The organism is Niallia sp. FSL W8-0635, assembly GCF_038007965.1.
GTDB lineage: Bacteria > Bacillota > Bacilli > Bacillales > Cytobacillaceae > Niallia.
In genome coordinates this window covers 734188-754817 of sequence record NZ_JBBOYD010000001.1, presented here as the reverse complement: position 1 = coordinate 754817, position 20630 = coordinate 734188, and the positions used below count along the sequence as shown (strand labels likewise).

General features: G+C 36.0%; 18 protein-coding genes and 1 riboswitch. Of the genes, 5 read left to right on the top strand and 13 right to left on the bottom strand.

What is annotated here, in order from left to right:
- Positions 1-14: 14 nt before the first annotated feature.
- The 7 genes from NYE52_RS03725 to NYE52_RS03695 form a co-directional block, all read right to left on the bottom strand.
- Positions 15-1562, bottom strand: coding sequence for a response regulator (locus tag NYE52_RS03725; RefSeq protein ID WP_341195104.1), 1548 nt, complete (start codon positions 1560-1562; stop codon positions 15-17).
- Between the two features lie 11 nt (positions 1563-1573).
- Positions 1574-3004: a sensor histidine kinase gene (locus NYE52_RS03720; RefSeq protein ID WP_341191837.1), complete on the bottom strand. Its 1431-nt coding sequence runs from the start codon at positions 3002-3004 to the stop codon at positions 1574-1576.
- Positions 2997-3980: a sugar ABC transporter substrate-binding protein gene (locus NYE52_RS03715; RefSeq protein WP_341191836.1), complete on the bottom strand. Its 984-nt coding sequence runs from the start codon at positions 3978-3980 to the stop codon at positions 2997-2999. Before NYE52_RS03715 ends, NYE52_RS03720 begins: the two co-directional genes overlap by 8 nt.
- Positions 3981-4183: 203 nt before the next feature.
- Positions 4184-5356, bottom strand: coding sequence for a sugar ABC transporter permease (locus tag NYE52_RS03710; RefSeq protein ID WP_341191835.1), 1173 nt, complete (start codon positions 5354-5356; stop codon positions 4184-4186).
- A gap of 10 nt (positions 5357-5366) precedes the next feature.
- Entirely contained in the window at positions 5367-6887 is a 1521-nt protein-coding gene (locus NYE52_RS03705) for a sugar ABC transporter ATP-binding protein (RefSeq protein ID WP_341191834.1), read from the bottom strand.
- Positions 6888-7017: 130 nt separating this feature from the next.
- On the bottom strand, positions 7018-8130 hold the full coding sequence (locus NYE52_RS03700) for a sugar ABC transporter substrate-binding protein (RefSeq protein ID WP_341191833.1): 1113 nt from the start codon (positions 8128-8130) through the stop codon (positions 7018-7020).
- Positions 8131-8411: 281 nt separating this feature from the next.
- Entirely contained in the window at positions 8412-9392 is a 981-nt protein-coding gene (locus tag NYE52_RS03695) for a sensor domain-containing diguanylate cyclase (RefSeq protein WP_341191832.1), read from the bottom strand.
- A gap of 109 nt (positions 9393-9501) precedes the next feature.
- Positions 9502-9587, bottom strand: a riboswitch (cyclic di-GMP riboswitch).
- Positions 9588-9848: 261 nt separating this feature from the next.
- Between NYE52_RS03695 and NYE52_RS03690 the strand changes: the two genes are divergently transcribed.
- Positions 9849-10385, top strand: a complete 537-nt coding sequence (locus NYE52_RS03690) for a CueP family metal-binding protein (protein ID WP_341191831.1) — start codon at positions 9849-9851, stop codon at positions 10383-10385.
- 125 nt (positions 10386-10510) lie between these two features.
- Here NYE52_RS03690 and NYE52_RS03685 read toward each other — a convergent pair whose 3' ends face one another.
- The 3 genes from NYE52_RS03685 to NYE52_RS03675 form a co-directional block, all read right to left on the bottom strand.
- Positions 10511-11335 (bottom strand): GNAT family N-acetyltransferase, encoded by an 825-nt coding sequence (locus tag NYE52_RS03685; protein WP_341191830.1) that lies wholly within the window; start codon positions 11333-11335, stop codon positions 10511-10513.
- 75 nt (positions 11336-11410) lie between these two features.
- Entirely contained in the window at positions 11411-12472 is a 1062-nt protein-coding gene (locus NYE52_RS03680; protein ID WP_341191829.1) for a UvrB/UvrC motif-containing protein, read from the bottom strand.
- 22 nt (positions 12473-12494) lie between these two features.
- Complete coding sequence (locus NYE52_RS03675; protein WP_341191828.1) at positions 12495-13460, bottom strand: S66 family peptidase; 966 nt, start codon at positions 13458-13460, stop codon at positions 12495-12497.
- A 124-nt stretch (positions 13461-13584) separates the two neighbouring features.
- Between NYE52_RS03675 and NYE52_RS03670 the strand changes: the two genes are divergently transcribed.
- Positions 13585-13797: a DUF5316 family protein gene (locus tag NYE52_RS03670; RefSeq protein WP_341191827.1), complete on the top strand. Its 213-nt coding sequence runs from the start codon at positions 13585-13587 to the stop codon at positions 13795-13797.
- A gap of 211 nt (positions 13798-14008) precedes the next feature.
- On the opposite strand, the gene abc-f is transcribed toward NYE52_RS03670, so the two are convergent.
- Positions 14009-15640, bottom strand: a complete 1632-nt coding sequence (gene abc-f / locus NYE52_RS03665) for a ribosomal protection-like ABC-F family protein (protein WP_341191826.1) — start codon at positions 15638-15640, stop codon at positions 14009-14011.
- Between the two features lie 480 nt (positions 15641-16120).
- Here abc-f and NYE52_RS03660 point away from each other — a divergent pair, with 480 nt between their 5' ends.
- The gene (locus NYE52_RS03660) at positions 16121-17572 is read left to right on the top strand and encodes an amino acid ABC transporter substrate-binding protein/permease (RefSeq protein WP_445669087.1); all 1452 of its coding nucleotides are present in this window, start codon (positions 16121-16123) and stop codon (positions 17570-17572) included.
- Positions 17559-18287: an amino acid ABC transporter ATP-binding protein gene (locus NYE52_RS03655; RefSeq protein WP_341191825.1), complete on the top strand. Its 729-nt coding sequence runs from the start codon at positions 17559-17561 to the stop codon at positions 18285-18287. Before NYE52_RS03660 ends, NYE52_RS03655 begins: the two co-directional genes overlap by 14 nt.
- 35 nt (positions 18288-18322) lie before the next feature.
- Here NYE52_RS03655 and NYE52_RS03650 read toward each other — a convergent pair whose 3' ends face one another.
- On the bottom strand, positions 18323-18670 hold the full coding sequence (locus NYE52_RS03650) for a winged helix-turn-helix transcriptional regulator (RefSeq protein ID WP_101729631.1): 348 nt from the start codon (positions 18668-18670) through the stop codon (positions 18323-18325).
- A gap of 172 nt (positions 18671-18842) precedes the next feature.
- Between NYE52_RS03650 and NYE52_RS03645 the strand changes: the two genes are divergently transcribed.
- The gene (locus tag NYE52_RS03645; protein WP_101729632.1) at positions 18843-19697 is read left to right on the top strand and encodes an SDR family oxidoreductase; all 855 of its coding nucleotides are present in this window, start codon (positions 18843-18845) and stop codon (positions 19695-19697) included.
- Positions 19698-19748: 51 nt separating this feature from the next.
- On the opposite strand, the gene NYE52_RS03640 is transcribed toward NYE52_RS03645, so the two are convergent.
- On the bottom strand, positions 19749-20582 hold the full coding sequence (locus NYE52_RS03640; protein WP_341191824.1) for a helix-turn-helix transcriptional regulator: 834 nt from the start codon (positions 20580-20582) through the stop codon (positions 19749-19751).
- Positions 20583-20630 lie beyond the last annotated feature (48 nt).

Sequence of the window (20630 nt, the reverse complement as noted above, 5' to 3'; positions counted from 1 at the left end):
CCTTTATGCAGGAACTAAGATGTCTTATTCACTAAAAATAACTTCCGATATTCCTTAGGAGACATATTGCATAGCTTTTTAAAGACTTTACTAAAATAATTTGGATCATGGTAGCCGACCTCGAAGGTAATTTCTTTTATACTTTTATCCGTATCTCTTATTAATTCCTTCGCCTTTTCAATTCGACATTCTGTTAAGAAATCAATATAGTTAATCCCTTGTTTTTCTTTAAAAATCTTGCTTATATAGATGGGACTAAGACCAACTTTCTTAGCCAAGGAATCTAAAGATATATCTTCTTGGGAATGGGAAAGTATATATTGCTTCAACTGATGGATCGCATCTGCTTCCAATCTATCTGTTCTTTGTCTGAAAGAATGAACCATTTCATCAAGCAATCTAGTTGTTTCTACTTGTAATTCTCGATAGCTTAAGGGCTTATTTGCATATAAAGGAGGATCTGTCTCCATTCCCATCTCCTCCATTACCCGCGATACAATCCAAAGAATTTCTAATATTCGTTGCTGTGTATGCAATACATCTGCTGATTCTCTCTCATAGTGCTGCAAAACATATAAAATATATTTTCGGACATTTTCCCACTGTCCCATTCGAATTTGGTCAGCAAATTCCTTTTTCCGGTGCTCTATTAGTCTTCCACTCAAAGTCTCACTGGAGGAGGCTGCTTCTTCTGAATAAAAACGATATTTTGCTGATAATGAAATATCCATCGTTGCAAAAAGAGCTTCGTGGTATGATTGTCGAACCTTGTCTAAGGAGGAGGAAACATTTCCAATTCCAATAAAACAATCTGCTTTCTGCTTACTTTTAACAATGGAAAGAACTTGTTGAGCTAAAGCAGTTGCCTGAGAACGATAAGACATCTTTTCGTCTCGAAACACAATAATAGGGAGATGACTGCCATAAAGGGCACCTATCCAACAGCTTTTCGTTTCTCTGATTTTCTCTTTTATGATTGAATAAAGGGACTCTTCTCCTGCTGGCATTAGCACTAGCATAACAAACATTTCTTGCGTAGATGGTGTCTCTAACATTTCAACAAGCATATCAACATGCACTTCGTGGACATGATCAAATAATAATTGTGTCACCACATCTGTCTCCACTAGAGATAGCGCTTTCAAAAATGCTTCTTCTTGATACTTTCTGAAAATAGATGCTCTATGCTCCTCTTTAATTTGCTGAACAACCTTGCCAACCGTTGTGATTATTTCACTTGCTCGACTCGGCTTAAGAATATAATCCTTCACGCCTAGCTTAATGGCTTGACGCATGTATTCAAACGTATCAAAGGCAGTTACCATAATAAATCGAATCATTGAATTACTTGCAGTAATCCTTTCAATTGCTTCTAAACCGTTGAGACCAGGCATTTTAATATCCATTAAAATTAAATCAGGTCGAAATGTTTCTGCTAATTCGATTGCCATTTTCCCATTTTTCGCTTGCATTACCTTTGTATCCGGAAAGCCTTTTTTTATGATTGCCTCCATTCCTTCTCTCTCTACTTGTTCATCATCTACAATAAGGAGCTTTATCATCATCCCACATCCTATTTTTTTATTTGAATGATTACCTTAGTTCCTGAGCCAATCTCACTCTTAATCGTTATGACATCTTCATCTCCATAAAAAAGTCGTAGTCTTTTTATTACATTGCTAAATCCTATTCCAATGCCTTTTGATTTATTTTCAACTGGCTGTAAATCCTCTGTAAGCAATTGTTTAATTTTATCCTTCGATATTCCAATTCCATCATCTTCTATTTCGATTAGGACTGTATCCTTCTCATCAATTACTCTGGTCCAAATCGTTCCACCGTCCTCATTTGGTTCCACTGCATGAATAACTGCATTTTCAATGATTGGCTGTAAAGTTAACGACGGAATTTTCCAATCTAGACAGCACTCATCTATCTCCATAAAAAAACGTAATCTATCTGTGAATCTTGCTTTTTGTATATCCATATATTGCTTTAACACCATTATTTCCTCTCGCAATGTCACTGACCGGTCTAATTGCTTTAAATTGTAGCGAAGAATTCCTGCTACACTAACTAATAAATCACTTGTTTCTTCAGAGCCTTCTAAATATGCCTTTTTAGATATTGTATTTAAGGTGTTAAACAGAAAATGGGGACTGATTTGACTTTGCAAGCTTTTAAACTGACTTTCTTGCAATAATATTTTGCTCTGCTGTAATTCATGTTCTAGCTGTGCCTTATGCTTTATTTCTAAAATTAGCATATTAATGTTCTTTCTCATGCGATCAAAGGTTCTCGCTAGAAAGGCAATCTCATCCTTTGTCTCTACTTTCACCTGCAAATCAAAACGACCTTTAGATAATTCATTTGCTGCCTGGGTTAACTTAATTATCGGTCTAGTAATGGTTAGCGAAAACCAGTACGTTACCAAGAATAATACACACATAATTAATAATAAAAGAAAGATTCCTAGTTTCATTACTTCACCTGACTGTTTAATAATGCCTCTATAAAAACGGTCATAGGTTTTTAACTCTGTATCTACCAAAGATAAGGCCATCTCTGAAATATAGGTTGATATGCTCGTTACTTCAGAAAATTCCTGAGCAGCTGCTTCACTGTCATTTTCTGATAAAAAAAGCAGTAGTCGATTAGTTGTTTCGATAAAACTATCAATTAAATGAACATAATTTGTTAAAGTAAAATTGTTTTCTACATTTCTTAGCGTAACGACACCTTGTTTTGCTTCTTCCATTCTTTTCTTACTTTGATTAAGCTTTGACATATTCTCTTCGGATGGATTTATCATGTAGTTATTTAAATCAGTAATGACATTCTGGCTACTAGAGGTCACTTCGTTTAGCTTTAAATACCGCTGCAAAATCCCATTGTATTGTTGCTGTGTTTTATGATTGTAATAAGTAAGGGCAATCCAAATGACGGACATAATAATCAAGACAATTGTTGTGAGCAGGAGGATTTTTTTCTGAATGCTATTCATATGTAGTTTCTGCTTTCTGTATCGTTATATCTGTTAGATAGCCATTTTTATCTAACGGAACTTTTTCTCCATTCAACCATTCCATCATTAGCTTGACACTCATTTCTCCCATTGTTTTAGGAGATTGCTCCACCATTGCATCTAAGGTCCCTGCTTCTAATAGAGAGATAGATTCTGGTCCATCATCAAAGGAATATAAATAATAAGGGTCTATTTGATAACGCTTACTTATTTCTTTAACCAAAGTACCTAAGACATTTGCATTAATGGCAATGAATGCATTCGTATCAGGCTCCTTATTTAAAATGTCTTGTGTTGCTACAACTATCTGGTCTTTCGATGTATCAACCGTTTTTGCATAAACAACGTTAATACCTTTATATTGTTTAAGTATCTCCTCTATGCCTTTCAATCGCTGTTTTTGAAAATATTCTTCCTGGGAGTCAAGCATGAGAACGACCTTCCCCTTTAATCCCATATCTCTTACTAGTTGCTCTGCAATCATTTTCCCAGCGGAAAATTGATCGGATCCTACATAGGTTCTCCGCAAACTGTCAGCAATCGGAACATCATTGGCAACAGTAATAATGGGAATTCCGTAAAAAGAGGCTTTTATTTTAGTCAAATTCTTAAATTCATCATTATCTAACCCTTGAACAATAATGCCATCTACTTTCGATTGAATCGCTATTTCGATATTTTTCAGAAAATCTTCTTGATTATTGCCGTAGCTCCCCCAGACTTCAAGACTAACCTTTTCTAATTCCGCCTGCTTCTTCGCACCACTTGCTACTTTATCCCAAAAAGGAGTATCTCTTTCCTGTGTGATTAAAACAAGACGTTGCTGGTTTTGATTGTTAACCATATCGGATGGGAATTTCCAATCTGCACGAAAAACATTTTTTGCTGAATCAAATGTAAAATAGCAAAGAATTATAATAACTGTTAATAATACAACCATAATCGTTTTTCGCAAAAGATCAATCTCCTTCCATTTAAATATATCTACAATCCCATCATAGCACCCTTTGAAAATTGTACAATAATTATGTTTTACGGGGAAAAGAGATGCCATTATCTCGTGGCAAATAATAGAATAAAAGGAAAGGAAAGAACAAGCATTAGCCTGTCCTAAATAAAATGTGGAAAATAGGAGAGACCGCTGTCTCTCCTTCTAGTTTATTTTGACTTCCTCGTCATTACATCGAAAATAACCGCACCTGCTAGAACTCCGCCTCTAATCATATATTGGTAAGAGATCCCGACTCCTAGTAAGTTCATTCCACTTGAAAGTGATGCCATAACAATTGCACCAATAATAGCACCTGTTACTTTTCCAACTCCTCCAGCTGCTGAAACTCCTCCTACATAAGCCGCTGCAATTGCATCTAATTCGAATAGAGTACCGGCCGTTGTGGTTGCTGATTGGAGACGAGCTGTAAATAAAATACCTGATAATGCAGCCATCATTCCCATTGATCCAAAAACAATATAGGTAATTTTTTTTACATTAATCCCACTAAGGTGAGCAGCTTCTGGATTGCTTCCGACTGCATAAATATGCCTTCCAAGTACTGTTTTTGTTGTCAGGAAATGATACACAAAAACAACTGCAAGCATAATAATAACGGTCCAAGAAAATCCGTTATACCCAGCAAGAATCCATGTGATATAGGCAATAATGATAGAAACAAATGCTAATTTTAATAGAAACATTGGTTTAGACAGTACATCAAATTGATAGTTTAATTTGTTTCTTCTATTTGTTATTTCGCTATAAATGTAGAGCAGTATCCCGATTAACCCTACCAATAAAGATAAGAAATGAAGTCCATTTACTTCAAAAATGGATGGGATATATCCATTACCAATCGCATTAAACGCATCATTTTGAATGATAATGGTTCCTGTTTTTTCCGTTACTTGCAATAACGCCCCTCGAAAAATCAGCATTCCCGCTAAGGTAGCTACAAAGGATGGTATTCCCACTTGTGCTACTAACAATCCGTTAAATAATCCTACTACAATTCCCAGAACTAGAATGATAGGGATAGTAATATACACGGAAACGCCTGCCTGGGTTAGTAGGATTGCAGCAATTGCCCCTAGAAATCCCGCTACATAGCCGACAGATAAATCAATATGACGAATAACAATAATCAATGTCATCGCAACTGCAAGTACAGCAATATATCCCGCTGAATCGAGTAGATTACTTATATTGCGCGAAGAAATAAATAATCCGTCTGTCATAATCGTAAAAGTAAGAATAATAACAAACAAAGCGATATACATTCCATAATCACGAATATTCGCTCGTATAAGTGTTTTTGCTTCTTGATACATATTCATTCCACCCTCCCTATTGTGTTGCCAGCTGCATAATATTTTCTTGATTAGCTTCTTCTATAGTCAATTCACCTTTTAGTTCAGTTTGTGCCATGACATACACTCGGTCACTCATGCCGAGCACCTCTCCTAGCTCAGAAGAAATCATGATAATGCTTAATCCTTCTTCAATCAGTTTATTCATAACTGTATAAATTTCGAATTTGGCACCAACATCAATGCCACGGGTTGGTTCATCTAAGATTAATAGTTTTGGGGCAACAAAGAGCCACTTTCCAAGAGAGACCTTCTGCTGATTCCCTCCACTTAAATTGCCTGCTAGCTGTTCAAGAGATGAAGCTTTTATATGAAGCGACTTTTTATAGGAGTCCGCAACCTTAATTTCTTCGTTTTCATTAATGACTCCTTTTTGCGCAATTCCTTTCAAATTAGCAGCGGAGATATTACTCTTAATATCTTGCAGCAAGAATAATCCATCTCCTTTACGGTCTTCTGTTACATACGCTATTCCCGCTTGAATGGCATCGCTCGTATGATGAAGCTTTTGCGGTTTCCCATTCAAAAACATCTCACCCTGAATCTTGTACGATTTGGCATTTCCAAAAATACTTAATGCAAGCTCCGTTCGTCCCGAGCCCATTAAGCCTGCAATCCCAACAATTTCCCCTTTGTTCACACGGAGGTTAATATTCTTTACTACTTCTCTCCCTAATTGCGGATCAAAAGCACTCCAATTTTTTAGCTCTAAAACAGGATTTCCTTTTTCTTTCTTATCTCGTTTTGGGTAAATATCCTCTATTTCTCTACCGACCATGTTTTTAATAATAATATTTTCTGTAATTTCCCCCTTGGAAGCATCTAAGGTACAAATCGTTTGCCCATCCCGAAGAACAGTTGCTTTATCTGCTATCGAAATTACTTCCTTTAGCTTATGGGAAATCATAATACAAGTGATTCCTTGGTGCTTTAGTTCCTTCAGTAAAAGAAGAAGATTTTCGCTGTCGTCTTCATTTAATGCAGCTGTCGGCTCATCTAAAATAAGAAGCTTTACATCCTTACTCAATGCCTTGGCAATTTCAATAAGCTGCCTTTTTCCGACACTTAAATCCTTTACAAGTGTGTCTGGTGCAACATCTAGTTTTACTTTTTCTAGTAATTTTTTTGATTCAACAATCGTTTGGTTCCAATTGATTACTCCACCTTGCTTCACTTCATTACCAGCAAAAATATTTTCATACACTGATAAATCAGGAAATAAAGCAAGTTCCTGATAAATAATAACTATGCCAGCTTTCACACTGTCACTAATTTTATGAAACTGCTGAATCTCGTCTTCAAAAACAATATCTCCCTCATACGTTCCATATGGATGGACTCCACTCAATACTTTCATCAAAGTCGATTTACCAGCTCCATTTTCTCCTATTAAACAATGAATCTCTCCTTTACTCACCTTGAAATTCACATTGCTTAATGCCTTAACTCCTGTAAATTCTTTCGTAATCCCATTCATTTCAAGAATATATTCACTCATTTTCTTCCTCCTTTAAAAGCTGACAAGGGAATGGATGAAAGGGTCGACCTCCCTTGGTATATCTATCACCAGAAGCAATCGATATAGCCAATAGAGGTCGAGCTTTTTTTGGGAAGTCCCTTCTATAACATTACTTTAATCCTGTAAATTCACTTGCTTCATAATAGCCTGAGTCAATTAATTCTTTTTGCACATTCTCTTTATCTACAACAATGACATTTGTTTGCTTCGCACTTACTTCAATCGCTCCATTATCATAAGAACCTGTAGTTTCTGGTGATTTTCCATCTAAGATATCGACAGCAATCCCCATTGCATCCGTTACTAATGTACGAACATCTTTAAATACGGTCATGGATTGCTTTCCATCAATCACATATTGAATAGATGCTTTTTCTGCATCTTGCCCTGTCACCGTATAACTAGAAATATCTCCGTCAGAAGCAAAAACATCAGCAATTGCACGGGCGGTGCCATCATTAGGTGCTAAAACGGCAACGTCACCTTTCATATCTGTATCTACCGCCGTTAAATGCGTTTGGGCTTTATTTTTTGCTTCGTTTGGATCCCAGTTTGTTGTCACCTGTCCTAAGATTTTACTCATTTCATCACGGCTAAGCTCTTGCTTATCTTTTAATTTTTCTGCCTCACCTGAGTTAGCAATTTTAAATGTTCCATCCGCAATTTTTGGTTGAAGTACACTCCATGCACCCTCAAAGAATAAAAAGGCGTTGTTATCTGAAGCAGCTCCTGCATATAAATACAAAGGTACGTCCTTTCCTTCTGAATGATCGATCAAATATTGTCCTTGTGCAGCACCAACTGCCACACTGTCAAAAGTGACATAGTAGTCGACTGCATCTGTATCTGTAATCAGACGGTCATACGAAATAACTTTAATCCCCTCTTTTTTAGCAGCCTCTACTGCCGCCGCTGCTGCTGCCCCATCTTGTGGAGTAATAATAAGTACTTCAATTCCTTTATTAATTAACGTTTCCACATTTTCTTTTTCCTTCGCAGAAGAACCTTGGCTGAATAAAATTTCAGTCGTGTATTCAGAGTCTTTTAACGCATCTTTAAAACGCTGTTCATCCTGTACCCAACGTGGCTCATCTTTAGTTGGTAAGACAATTCCCACACTGATTTTATTGCTGCTTCCCCCTGTGCTATTGCTGCAAGCTCCCATAAGAGCAGCAATTAGCATTACTACAAGTAATAAGGATATGGATTTCCATCTTTTCATTGATTTTTCCCCCTTTGAATTTGTCCTTTCTTTTCTTTACATTTAAAATTGTATGAGAAAAACAGCAACTTTGTAAGCGTTAACAATAGTACTCTTTTAATATCTTCTGTATTTTTTTAATATAGAGGCGAGAATAAATTAATTTGTTGAGAGCTTGGGATTTCCTCCAAAAAGTAGGACTTCTCTTAAAAAGAGCAGTTTTCTATTACCAGCAAAGAAAATAGCCTTCATCCGATTAATGAAAGCCGTTCTACCTACCAATATACGAGCTACCCAATAAGTTACTTCACAAGTATCCTATTTCCATAAGCCACAGTATTTTTCTTTTTCTTCATTTTATTTTGATACATATTATCATCCGCTTCTGTAAATAAAGCAGTCATTTTTCCAAGAGAGCTTGGAGTAAATGCATAGCCTATCGACATTTTTACAGTATTTTTCTTCTCGCTGTGCTCATTACCACTTAATTCCATGGACATTTCTTTATATAGCGCTTCTATTTCTTCCTTATTCATACCTTGAATTAATAGGACAAACTCATCCCCACCTATTCTGGAGACTGTAATATATGGAGAGGAAAAAGTGTTCAGTATGTTACCAGCTTCTTTAATCAGCTCGTCACCCTTTTTATGCCCATATTTATCATTTACTTGCTTTAACTCATCAAGATCACATAAAATAATCGCGATTGCTTCCTCTATTTTTGTATCGAATTCTTCCATTTTTTGTTCAAAATAATAGCGATTATGTACTTCCGACAGTGCATCATGAATCAGTTGATGCTCTAAATTTTGTCGAAGCCTTACCTTCTCGTCAATATTGCGAATAATTCCATGAATAGCTACTAACTCCCCGTGTTCATAAATAGGGGTAGCATATTCCTCAAACCACTTATAATTACCGTCTACACATCTCATACGTTGGATCAATGGCTCACTATAATCTATCTTTCCAATAAGTTTTTTATACATAATATAATAATCATCTGGATGGATCATTTCTAAAGGCGCATTGGGATTTCGATAGAACTCCTTGACCATACCCTCTCCTAAAATAGAATCAGCGGATGGACTAATATACGAATGTCTCATTTGCGGTTTTACTTCATATCGGTAAACAATATCCTTCGAGCTTTCCACTAAGCGAAACATAATATCTTCCTGTTCTATTTTTGCTTTCCATTTATTATATTTACGCTTATCAATTATTCTACAAAAGAAAATACTAAATATTATACCGCTGAAAAAATAGAATATCCCCATCTTTATCCTCACCTTACAATTAGTGAGACTATCATCTGCATATTACATCTATCCTAATAACAGAAAAAAGCTAATCTTCTACCGATTAGCCTTTCTTTCATAAAGATAAATCGGTAACTGGCTGACTTAATCTCCAAGATCTTAGTCCCTATAGCTTTGCGTCTTCACCTTTCGATGAATTTGCCTTTATCACTTTATTATATTTAAATAATGAAATGTCGAACGTATCCTATTTCCATTTTCTTGTTTCTATTATAAATTTTATAGGAAAATAGATAGATACACAAGAGATAGAAAGGACTTTTTTTACATTTTTTTACATAACTAGCAAAAATACCACTTACCTGTTTAATCTGAAAAATTCACAAAATCTCCATTTTTCATTCATCATTTTGCGGTTTATTTTGTTATCTTTATAAAAAAGCGATACAACTAGGAAGGGAGAATGCGATTAAGATGAAAAAAAATAAACTTATTATACCGATATTTATTACGATTGTATTTGCTGTCACGATCATTTTATTAATCAATCAAAATAATCGCTATGAAAAAATGGACAGTGAAGATGTAAAGCAACTCGTCCAGGATTTTAGTTTCGGCAATAAATCAGCAGCTGCTGCCTCTATCAGCTCCGATACACTAACCGTAAATACACTTGAAAACGAAGAACGGATCTATCATTTGCCAAAGGATGAATTTTTCGTATCATTTGCCCCTTACTTAATAGAAACACATCCTTGCGCAATCCATAATCTAGCTGGCTGTCGTGGAGAATTGGCTAATAAGGAATTTGCTGTATATATTGAAGATCAAGAGGGAAATATTTATGTGGATGAACAGTTAACATCACAACCAAATGGTTTTATTGATTTATGGCTTCCTCGTAATACAGATTTCCAAATTACTATCTCCTATAATGGCAAAACAGCTAAAACGAATTTCACTACTTTTAAAGATGATAATACTTGTATTACGACACTTCCTTTAACATAAAGTAAAACTTCCATCATTTGAACCAATCGGCCCTTAACGGACACTCGAGCCTTTCTGTCCGTTAAAAGTGAGACAAAATAAGAAGATATCCCGACTATTAAGTTTAGATACCTTCTTCATAAGCGTTACTTATATTCGTAATAGTCCTGAGATTGATAGCTTTGAAACCCACAAGACTCATAGAGTTTGAGTGCTCGAGCATTTTTTGCTTCTACATCTAAAAAAACGGGGAAGCCTTTTTCATTTTCCATTTTTACGACTTTGGATAAAGCCCTTCTCCCTATTCCTTGCCCGCGAAGCTCTGGAAATATAACGAAGCCATAAATCCATGCTTCGCCATCCGTTTCAGAAACTCTGATTTTCCCAGCAATTTTTCCATCTGCCTCAATAATCATACGTTGATCGCCTTCTTGCTCCTTTATTGTTTCCACATATGCCCGCACATCCTCTTCCACCATTCCAAACCCTAAAACATCAAGCTGGATTTCTACTTCTTTATCTTGAGTATAATCATATGGTCTTAACGAAATCGTTGCATCCTCTATTAAATCAGTGTTATGCCATTTCATTTGATGCTCCGAAAAGGCATAGGAGCATGGTATTTTTTCTAGAAATGCTTTTGCAGTCTGTGATGCCGCAGGAGCATTTAATAATACACTCGTCGCCGCTCTCTTTCTTGCCTCTTCTAAGCCTTCTTCTAACAAAGCTGTAAAAATCCCTTTTCTTCGATAACTTGGATGAACCATGCCACAAAACTCTACTGTTCTGCCAAAATAGTAGCTCCCTAAAAATCCAACTAGTATTCCGTCAATATAATGGAAAAAGTCCTCTTTCTTTTCTCCATTTCTGTTTTCTAGCATATCGAAATTAAGCTTTAATTCATACTCTTCCTCTTTCTCACAAATATCCTTCAGTTCTTTAATTTCTGCAATTTGTTCTTTTGAAAGCATGTTATTTTCTCCTCTATTTTGAGTTCCCTTATATTTTTACTAATTACTCCAAAGGATTCAAAGGATTTCCTTGACTTAAATCGGAAGGATTCTCTTCAGAACATTTTCCAAACAACCACTTTCAGTACTACCGACCCATTCATCCTCTATCACAACATACTCACAATCGTTGCTGTTTAAATATCGATAAATAATATAAGCTTCGTCTATTTCCTCTTTTTCCAAAGTACCGATATGCTGGTTGGTTCTAGTAAGGGATGTACATATCTTCCTTTTCATATCTTGAATATCTAAATGCTTTACTTTATAGATTTGCCGAAACATAATTTCATTCCGTCTAATGAGAAAAAGCTTTATTCGGAAATCATCTAAGTATTCTAAAGCAACTATTGGATGATTTCCCTTCATAAAATTCACAACTGTTTCCGTTTGCAAAATCCTATTTACTTTCGTAATGGTATCTCTTATTTCCGCTGCTCTTTCGAACTCAAAATTACTGGAAGCTTCATTCATTTTTGCAGACATCTCTTCTATTATTCTAGTATCATTTTTTTTAAATAAAGAAATAAGGCGATGGATAATTTGTTGATACATTTCTTGGGCTACTGGATCAAAACAAATACCCACGCACTTCCCGATTGAAAAATTTAGGCATGGACTATTTCTCGGTATCGTCTCAGAACAATCTATTTGATAAAATGCTTTAATGGCATTTATTGCCTTCTCTACAGTTCCTTTACTAGTGAAGGGACCAAAATAATAATGAATGTCATCCTTCTCTATCTCATTGGCAATCTCCATGTGGTAGATTCCCTTCTGCCATCGAAAAACGATGTAATTATATGCTTTTGTCGCTTTCATCATCCTATTGTACATCGGCTGAATTTCCTTTATTAACTTACATTCCAGCATCAATGCCTCAAATTCCGTATCAGTAAGAATAAAATCGAAATCCTTCATATGCTTTACAAGCTTCTCCACTTTGCCAATCCGATTTTTTGAATGCTGGAAATAGGAAGAAACTCTATTTTTTAATTTTTTCGATTTACCAACATAAATGATTTGTCCAGAGGAATCCTTCAGCAAATACACCCCTGGAGATGCTGGCAAATTTTTTAATTTTTCTTTAAGCTCCAAGTCGATTCCTCCTCTGCACCATTTAAAAAGAAATCATTTTAATTCCATGGTTCTTCGTATCAATCTCTACTTCTCCTCCAATTGGAAAAGTAAAGAATGGTTGGATATGTCCAAAATCAACATTATATAGAACAGGTATTTGTTTCAAAAGGGGATGTTTATCTAGAATAAACAAAAGCTGATCCTCTGACATTTTGGAAGCTCGTTGAAATCTTCCAATTACTAACGCTTTGATAGAGCCTGCTGTCTGTAACAAAGAGGTTAAATCTCTTGCGAATGTTTCAGGAGTAGTTAATTCATCATCTTCTACAAACAAGATGCTGTCTTTAAGATTTGGCATATATTCAGTTCCCTGCAGTAAATTTAAAGTACATAAATTACCACCAAACAATTGCCCTTTTGCACTTCCCTCTTGGTATACCTTCCAGCCACCAGGTTCATATTGGCGATTTTCTTGATCCAAATACCACGCATCATCTGTCCATACATCAGAAGGCTCTACGATGAATTCACTAGTTTCCATCAAGCATTTCCGGAAGTATTCCGTTTGGTATTCCTGCAGCTTTTCCATTTGAAAGCTAGAAAAATGCGGACCAGAATATGTAACAAAATCAGCCTTCGTCGTGATTGCTGTTGCTAAAGCAGTAATATCACTATATCCACAAATAATCTTAGGATTAGCTTTTATTAAATCAAAATCTAAATAAGGCAATAGCTCATTGCTGTTAAATCCACCAATGACCGTTAATATTCCTTTTACCTTTGTATCCCGAAAAGCATCATGGATATCTTCTATTCGATGCTCAATTGTCGTGGAAAACTGTAAGTCTGATTCAAAGATATGCTTCCCAAACGTAACGACAAATCCAAGGTCTTCTAACCTTTTCTTTGCTTCCACGATTCCCTCTTCTGATAAAATTTTTGCACTTCGACTAGGAGCGATTACTCTAATTTCATCCCCCATTTGAAGCTTTGCAGGTATTCTCATGCCCATTCCTCCTCTTTCTTCTTATTAAATCACAAATAATCATATATTTCTGTAACTTTCAAGTAGAACAAAACGTATATTTTACAAAAGAAAATTTCGTTTCATTTGAAAAGGAGGAATATATATGTTTACATTTTTTTTAGTTACTGGGCTCATCGCGATTTTCATCGCTGTGACTATGGTGGACGCATGGCCCGATGGAAGGCAACATAGAAACCATTATTTCAGAGAAACAAAAGAGGACCGCGCATTAAATACAAAAATTTCAATGGTAGCTGGTTTGATTGGTATTATCTCGTTAGCGATAGCAGGAGTGATTTATTATTTTACAAATTGAGGACAACAGACCCTAAAGCTTTCTCGTTTTTCTTTCCGATTGTAAAAATAATATTCATTCCACTTGGATATGATCCAAATTTTTGTTTTATTGTCCAAACCGACTTGGATATGATCCAAAATTACCTTTTATTGTCCAAACCAGCTTTCATCCAAAACCACTACCAAAAAAAGTGGGACAAGGAACCTGTCCCCTCGTCCCACCACCACTTTTATAGCTCCTTCATCTGCTTCGTCAATTCCAGAAACTTTCTATCTAATTCTGCATACTCCTTATCCTTTGGTGTCATAAAGCATAATTTTCCAAGGACTTCTTGTCTTTCTGTTTCGAGTTTTAAACGGAGCTCTTCTTTATTATCTCTTTTCAGTTCCCCAGATTCTGTCCATTGTCTTTGAATCGTTCCTTCTGCTATGGCTATTTTACTAGTAGTTATTTTCTCCAAGAAATAGCGGTCATGGGAAACGACGAGGAGTGTCCCATGATATCGCGATAACGTTTCTTCTAATTGTTCACGGGATGGTAAATCAAGATGGTTCGTTGGTTCATCCAGAATAAGCACATCTTTTTCCTCTATTATATAAGCCATTAGCTTACACTTTACCCGTTCCCCCATACTCATATTTTTTATCGGTTCCTTCCATTGAATGGCCATAAATCCTAGATGTTTCATTAACGTTTGTACTTTTCCTCTTTCTGTAAACGTCTCTTTAAAAAATAGCTTTTCTGGTGTTTCCTCTAAAGGTAGATCAAATACTTCCTGTGTTAAATACCCAATATTAGCTGTAGGAGAAATCCAGACATCCCCATCTGCTTTTTCTTTTCCTAAAATAATGTTTAATAGGGTTGTCTTCCCGCTTCCATTCGGACCTATAATAGCAATCTTCTCGCCATGTTGAATCGTGACGTTTCCCTTTTCAAATAAAACGCGAGTGCCAAATGCTTTCGATAAATCCTTGATCTCCAAGAAGCGTTTTCCCTTCTTTTTATTTGCTTCAATCGAAAAAGACACCGTATATTCTTCTTCTAAACGCTCTACTTTGTTTTTTTCCAGCTCTTTTTCCAATCGTTTTTGCTTCGATTTCACTTGGGCATCCATTCGTTTCGCCTTTGCACGATAATATTCTTTTGGAAACTCTTGTTTCGTTGATTGTGCATGTGCCTTTTGCGACCATGAGGTAATTTCTTTCATTTGCCCTTCGACTTGTTTAATCTTCTTTTGTTGTTTGTCATATTCTCTCTGCTGGGTTAATCTTTTCTGTTCGCGCGCTTCCATATAACTGGAGTAGTTCCCTTTATGCTCAATAAGCTTCTTACTTTCAATAGACCAAATCTTTGTGGTAACAGCATCTAGAAAATAACGGTCATGGGAAACAAGGATAATTGTCCCTTTATATTTTTTTATTTGTTCTTGAAGTAGTTCCATACTGAGCTCATCTAAATGATTGGTTGGTTCATCTAATAACAGTAAATCCGATTCAACAGCAAAGCCTCTAGCAAGCCGTGCTTTTAGCTTTTCCCCACCGCTCATTTTATGAAAATCATTTGTTGGCACCTGCCATTTTTCCAGCAGCTTCATTTCGGTAGAATTCTCTTCCGTAAGGTCATAGTTTTCCGTTTCTTGTTCGACCATTCTAATGACTAGATTTTCCTTTAGCCACTTCAAATGTCCTTCTGTAGCAGCTATGTCTTGGTTTATTAATTGCAATAATGTCGATTTACCTGCTCCATTTTTGCCTATAATCCCAATAATGTCTCCATGCTGTACACTTGCATTTATTTTTTCAAAAATAGTGACATTCAACACTTCATAGCTAATATTCACTAATTTTAACAGTTCTGTCATTTTATCAAGCCCTTTCTAAGAAGGGAGAAAAAAAATCCTCCCAATTATTCTTGGAAGGATTAGCCGTACCTAATTATCTGCTCGCTCTTAATCATCATCATATACAAAAAATGTGCATATCGACCAATAATTGTGCGCATACCATTAGAGATATACAAGAAAAAGCGGTTTATGGAAATGGGCAGACTAATCCTATTCTTGTTTAATTTGAAATTTATTTCATTCAAATTTATAAAAAATAAGATTAGTTCTTCATCGTTCACCCATCATCCCTTTCGTTATAAGTATCTGTAGTATAACACACTTTCCAATACGTAATCCACTGCAGAAAGATGAAATGGTAAATTTTCACTATATTTTCCTATCTGTACAATATCACAATTGTTTAGTATTATTTTAATTATGTTTTTGTTAGATAATCTAACATATGATTTCTAGAACTTATAATCAACAAGAAAAAGGCGAAAAGGAGTTACACGAATGAATCAAAAGAAAAGAATGTCTAAATCAATTTTATTCTTTGTAGTTATTTTAACTATGTTGAATATTATTTCTCCCATAACAAAAGCAGAAGCAGCGGAGAAAGTATATCAAATCGCAACAGATATTACATTTGCACCATTTGAATTTCAAGATGTAAATGGTGATTTTGTCGGAATTGATATGGATTTAATCGCTGCTATCGCGAAAGATCAAGGTTTCAAATATGAAATGAAGCCACTTGGATTTAATGCTGCTGTTCAAGCACTAGAATCCAAACAAGTCGATGCTGTTATTGCAGGAATGAGCATTACAGACGAAAGACAGAAGAAGTTTGACTTCTCCGATCCTTATTTCGATTCTGGCATCATTATGGCTGTTAAAGATGATAATGAAACAGTTTCTTCTTATGAAGATTTAAAAGGAAAAAAGGTTGCTGTTAAAACAGGAACAGAGGGTGCTAGTTTTGCTGAGAGCATCAAAGATGAATACGGATTTTCAATCGTGACTTTTGACGATTCTGCTAATATGTATGAAGAAGTAAGAACAGGAAATTCCGTGGCAGTATTTGATGACTATCCTGTATTGGCATATGGAATCAAGCAAGGAAATGGATTAAAAATTGTTACAGAAAAAGAAGCAGGAGCATCTTATGGTTTTGCTGTCTCTAAAGGACAGAATACAGAGCTTCTTGAAATGTTTAATGCAGGTCTTACTAATTTAAAAGCTTCTGGTGAATATCAAGAAATATTAGATAAATACTTAGAAACTGGTTCAGAAGTGGAAGAAGGAAACGGCTTTTTCGGCCTATTAAAAGAAAGCTTCCCAAGCTTACTGTCTGGTTTAAAAATGACATTGATTTTAACTGTTGTTTCGCTATTAATTGCAACAGTACTTGGAATTGTCTTCGGTTTATTACGTATTGCAAAAAATAAAGTATTGCGCATAATCGCTGGTATTTATATCGATATTTTCCGAGGAACACCGTTAATCGTTCAAGCATTCTTTATTTACTTTGGAATACCAGCAGCCCTTGATTTCCGAATTACAGCTGTTGCTGCCGGTCTTATTACCTTAAGCTTAAACGCTGGTGCTTACATGGCTGAGATTGTCCGCGGAGGAATTCAATCTGTTGATAAAGGTCAAATGGAAGCAGCGCGCAGTCTAGGACTTCCTTATGGAAAAGCAATGAGAAAAGTGGTGCTTCCACAGGCGATCCAATTAATGATTCCAGCATTTATTAATCAATTTGTTATTACATTAAAAGATACGTCTATTCTTTCCATTATCGGTATTAACGAATTGACACAAAGCGGAAAAATTATTATTGCAAGAAACTTAGAATCATTCCAAATGTGGTTGATCGTCGGTATTATGTACTTTATTGTTATTATGATTCTAACAAAAGTATCAAATCGATTAGAAAGAAGGATTAAAAATGGCCAAGCTTAAAGTGACGAATCTGAAAAAATCATATGGTAATCTTGAAGTTTTAAAGTCAATTGATTTGCAGGTAACAGAGGGCGAAGTTGTTTGCTTAATCGGTCCTTCTGGATCCGGTAAAAGTACCCTTCTGCGCTGTTTAAATATGTTAGAAGAAGTAACAAGTGGCGAGGTCGTTGTAAAGGACTTTAACTTAACCGATAAGAAAAATGATATTAACAAAATTAGAGAAAATATCGGAATGGTGTTCCAGCACTTTAATCTTTTTCCACACTTAACAGTATTGGAAAATATCACGCTGGCACCAGTCGATCTAAAAAAAGCAACGCCACAGCAAGCAAAAGATAAAGCCTTACAACTATTAGACCGTGTCGGCTTAAAGGATAAAGCCAATGAAAATCCAGCTAAATTATCTGGTGGTCAAAAACAAAGGGTCGCAATCGCACGTGCCCTTGCGATGAACCCTGATATCATGCTATTCGATGAACCAACAAGTGCTTTGGATCCAGAGATGGTCGGAGAAGTATTGAATGTTATTAAACAATTGGCCCAAGAAGGAATGACGATGGTTATCGTTACACATGAGATGGGCTTCGCTAGAGAAGTGGCAGACCGCGTTATCTTCATGGCTAATGGGTATATTGTGGAAGAAGGAACTCCACAAGAGATTTTTGGGAACCCTCAAAATGAGCGTACGCAAGATTTCTTGAATAAAGTATTGTAAAGCTAATGGGGACAATTAACTGTCCCCATTTTTCTTTAATCCTTATAATGCTTCTTGCCCCACTCTCCCATTAAATCAAGAATGGGTATAAAGCTTACTCCTTTTTCGGTTAAAGAATACTCCACCTTAGGCGGCACCTCTTTATATACTTCTCGGTGCACCATTTGATCTACTTCCAATTCCCTTAACTGTCTTGTTAAAATTCCTTTTGAAATGCCAGGTAAAAGCCTTTGCAGTTCATTAAAACGTTTTGTTCCCTGACTTAAATGCCATAAAATAATAATTTTCCATCTTCCTGCTGTTAAATTTTGCGTATACGTTACAGGACAGAAACCTTCCTCTTCATTCGATGAAGGTTCCCCTTGAACAAAATAACGTGCCATTTTATCTCTCCTTCCCATGGTACTATTTATGTGACTATGTCATAAAAAAATAACTACTTTTATTTTTCTAACTATAAATATACTATATACCTATATTGAATATACAACAACACATTTTGTTAGAAGCTTCTGGTTATAATGAAATGAGAAAATGAATAGGAGGAAATTTCAAATGAAACTATTAGTAACAGGTGCAACTGGTAAATTAGGCTCTAAAATTGTAAATGCTTTATTATCAAAGGTTCCTGCTGATCAGCTTGCTGTCAGTGTTCGCAATCCTGAAAAAGCAGAAGACTTCCGTGCAAAAGGTGTAGAGGTTCGCCAAGGAGATTTCGATCAGCCAGAAACATTGGAAACAGCCTTTAAAGGGATAGATCGCTTATTAATTATTTCTGCTGATGGAGATACAGAAACAAGAATTCGTCAACACAATAATGCTGTTGCAGCTGCTAAGAATGCTGGTGTTTCCTTTATCGCCTATACAAGCATTGCGAATGCACAAGAAAGCACGAATTTTCTAGCTGAAGTCCATAAAGCAACAGAAAAGGCTATTCTTCAAACAGGCATTCCTTATTCGTTCTTGCGCAACAACTGGTATCTAGAAAATGAACTTTCCACTATACAAGGTGTTCAAGCTGGAGCACCATGGGTTACCTCTGCTGGAAACGGAAAGGTTGGATGGGCTTTACAACAAGACTACGCAGAAGCTGCTGCAGCGGTTCTAGCTGGAGAAGAACATGAGAATACGATTTACGAGCTTTCTGGAAAACCTTTATCCCAAGAAGAAATCGCCGCTGCTGTCGGCACAGTGATTGGAAAAGAAGTACCAGTTCAACAGGTCGATGACACTACTTATGCTGAAATCATGACACAAGCTGGTGTACCAGATTTCATCGTTCCTATGCTTGTTGCGATTCAAAAGGATATTCGTGAAGGTACATTAGAAATTGACAGTAATGATTTTGAGAAATTGCTTGGACGTTCGGAAACTCCTGTAGTGGATGGGATTAAGAAGCTTATTAATTGATTGGAACGATTAGGGACACAACCATTACTGTGTCCCTTTTATTATTCAAAACTATTTCATCAAATGCTTAATCTTCTCCTCTGTACCAGTCCCATCAACAGGTGTATAAACACTGCATCTCAAATCATTTGCGCCATGAACTTGTAAAGATGTTAAATTATAAATCATTTTTCCCGCCTTAGAGTGACGAAATTCAATTAACACCTCAGGAGCAGAGCTTATTTCACTTTCATTCCACATTTTATTAAAATCTGGATAGTTCTTTTTCATCTCCTCAATAAATTTTCCATACCACTCATCTGCCATATACTGCCCCAAATAGGTGCGAAAGATAGAAATAAATCCTTTAACAAAGTCCTCCCAATTGACAGCTAATGCTCTTAGCTCTTTTCTTGAAAAAACCAGTTCAATAAGATTTCTTTTTTCAAGTGGAAGCTTTTCAAAATCCAAGAATACTTGTTTAGCTGCTTCATTCCAGCCTACGATAAAGGAACGGCGATCGGTAATAATGGAAGGACAGTAGCGAAGCTCTTTTAAAATTTTTTCCAAGGCTGGCGTAATCATTCCCTCTTCCTCTTCCTTAGGAAAAAAGGAACCACCCTCCTCAAAAGCTAATCCATATACATATTTTCTTTCGTCCAGGTTCAATTGCAAAGCATCAGCTACAGCATCTAGAACAGAAATAGATACTTTAATATCCCTACCTTGCTCTAGCCAGGTATACCAGGTAGTGCTTACTCCAGCTAATTGTGCTACTTCCTCACGGCGAAGTCCTGCCGTTCTTCTTCTACTGCCAACTGGAAGTCCAACCATTTGCGGTTGTATTTTTGAGCGTTTTGTTTTTAGAAAATCAGATAGAGCTTCTAATCGAATATCTCTATTCATACACACTCTCCTTTTTAAACTAGTACTTATTATACTAGTATAAACTAC

Coding starts and splice junctions, on each gene's coding strand:
- NYE52_RS03695 (WP_341191832.1), bottom strand. CDS start 9,392: ATGGGGATATTCTATTTTTTCAGCGGTATAATATTTAGTATTTTCTTT.
- NYE52_RS03700 (WP_341191833.1), bottom strand. CDS start 8,130: ATGAAAAGATGGAAATCCATATCCTTATTACTTGTAGTAATGCTAATT.
- NYE52_RS03670 (WP_341191827.1), top strand. CDS start 13,585: ATGTTTACATTTTTTTTAGTTACTGGGCTCATCGCGATTTTCATCGCT.
- NYE52_RS03690 (WP_341191831.1), top strand. CDS start 9,849: ATGAAAAAAAATAAACTTATTATACCGATATTTATTACGATTGTATTT.
- NYE52_RS03705 (WP_341191834.1), bottom strand. CDS start 6,887: ATGAGTGAATATATTCTTGAAATGAATGGGATTACGAAAGAATTTACA.
- NYE52_RS03725 (WP_341195104.1), bottom strand. CDS start 1,562: ATGATAAAGCTCCTTATTGTAGATGATGAACAAGTAGAGAGAGAAGGA.
- NYE52_RS03645 (WP_101729632.1), top strand. CDS start 18,843: ATGAAACTATTAGTAACAGGTGCAACTGGTAAATTAGGCTCTAAAATT.
- NYE52_RS03640 (WP_341191824.1), bottom strand. CDS start 20,582: ATGAATAGAGATATTCGATTAGAAGCTCTATCTGATTTTCTAAAAACA.
- NYE52_RS03710 (WP_341191835.1), bottom strand. CDS start 5,356: ATGAATATGTATCAAGAAGCAAAAACACTTATACGAGCGAATATTCGT.
- NYE52_RS03650 (WP_101729631.1), bottom strand. CDS start 18,670: ATGGCACGTTATTTTGTTCAAGGGGAACCTTCATCGAATGAAGAGGAA.
- NYE52_RS03685 (WP_341191830.1), bottom strand. CDS start 11,335: ATGCTTTCAAAAGAACAAATTGCAGAAATTAAAGAACTGAAGGATATT.
- NYE52_RS03660 (WP_445669087.1), top strand. CDS start 16,121: ATGAATCAAAAGAAAAGAATGTCTAAATCAATTTTATTCTTTGTAGTT.
- NYE52_RS03655 (WP_341191825.1), top strand. CDS start 17,559: ATGGCCAAGCTTAAAGTGACGAATCTGAAAAAATCATATGGTAATCTT.
- abc-f (WP_341191826.1), bottom strand. CDS start 15,640: ATGACAGAACTGTTAAAATTAGTGAATATTAGCTATGAAGTGTTGAAT.
- NYE52_RS03720 (WP_341191837.1), bottom strand. CDS start 3,004: ATGAATAGCATTCAGAAAAAAATCCTCCTGCTCACAACAATTGTCTTG.
- NYE52_RS03675 (WP_341191828.1), bottom strand. CDS start 13,460: ATGAGAATACCTGCAAAGCTTCAAATGGGGGATGAAATTAGAGTAATC.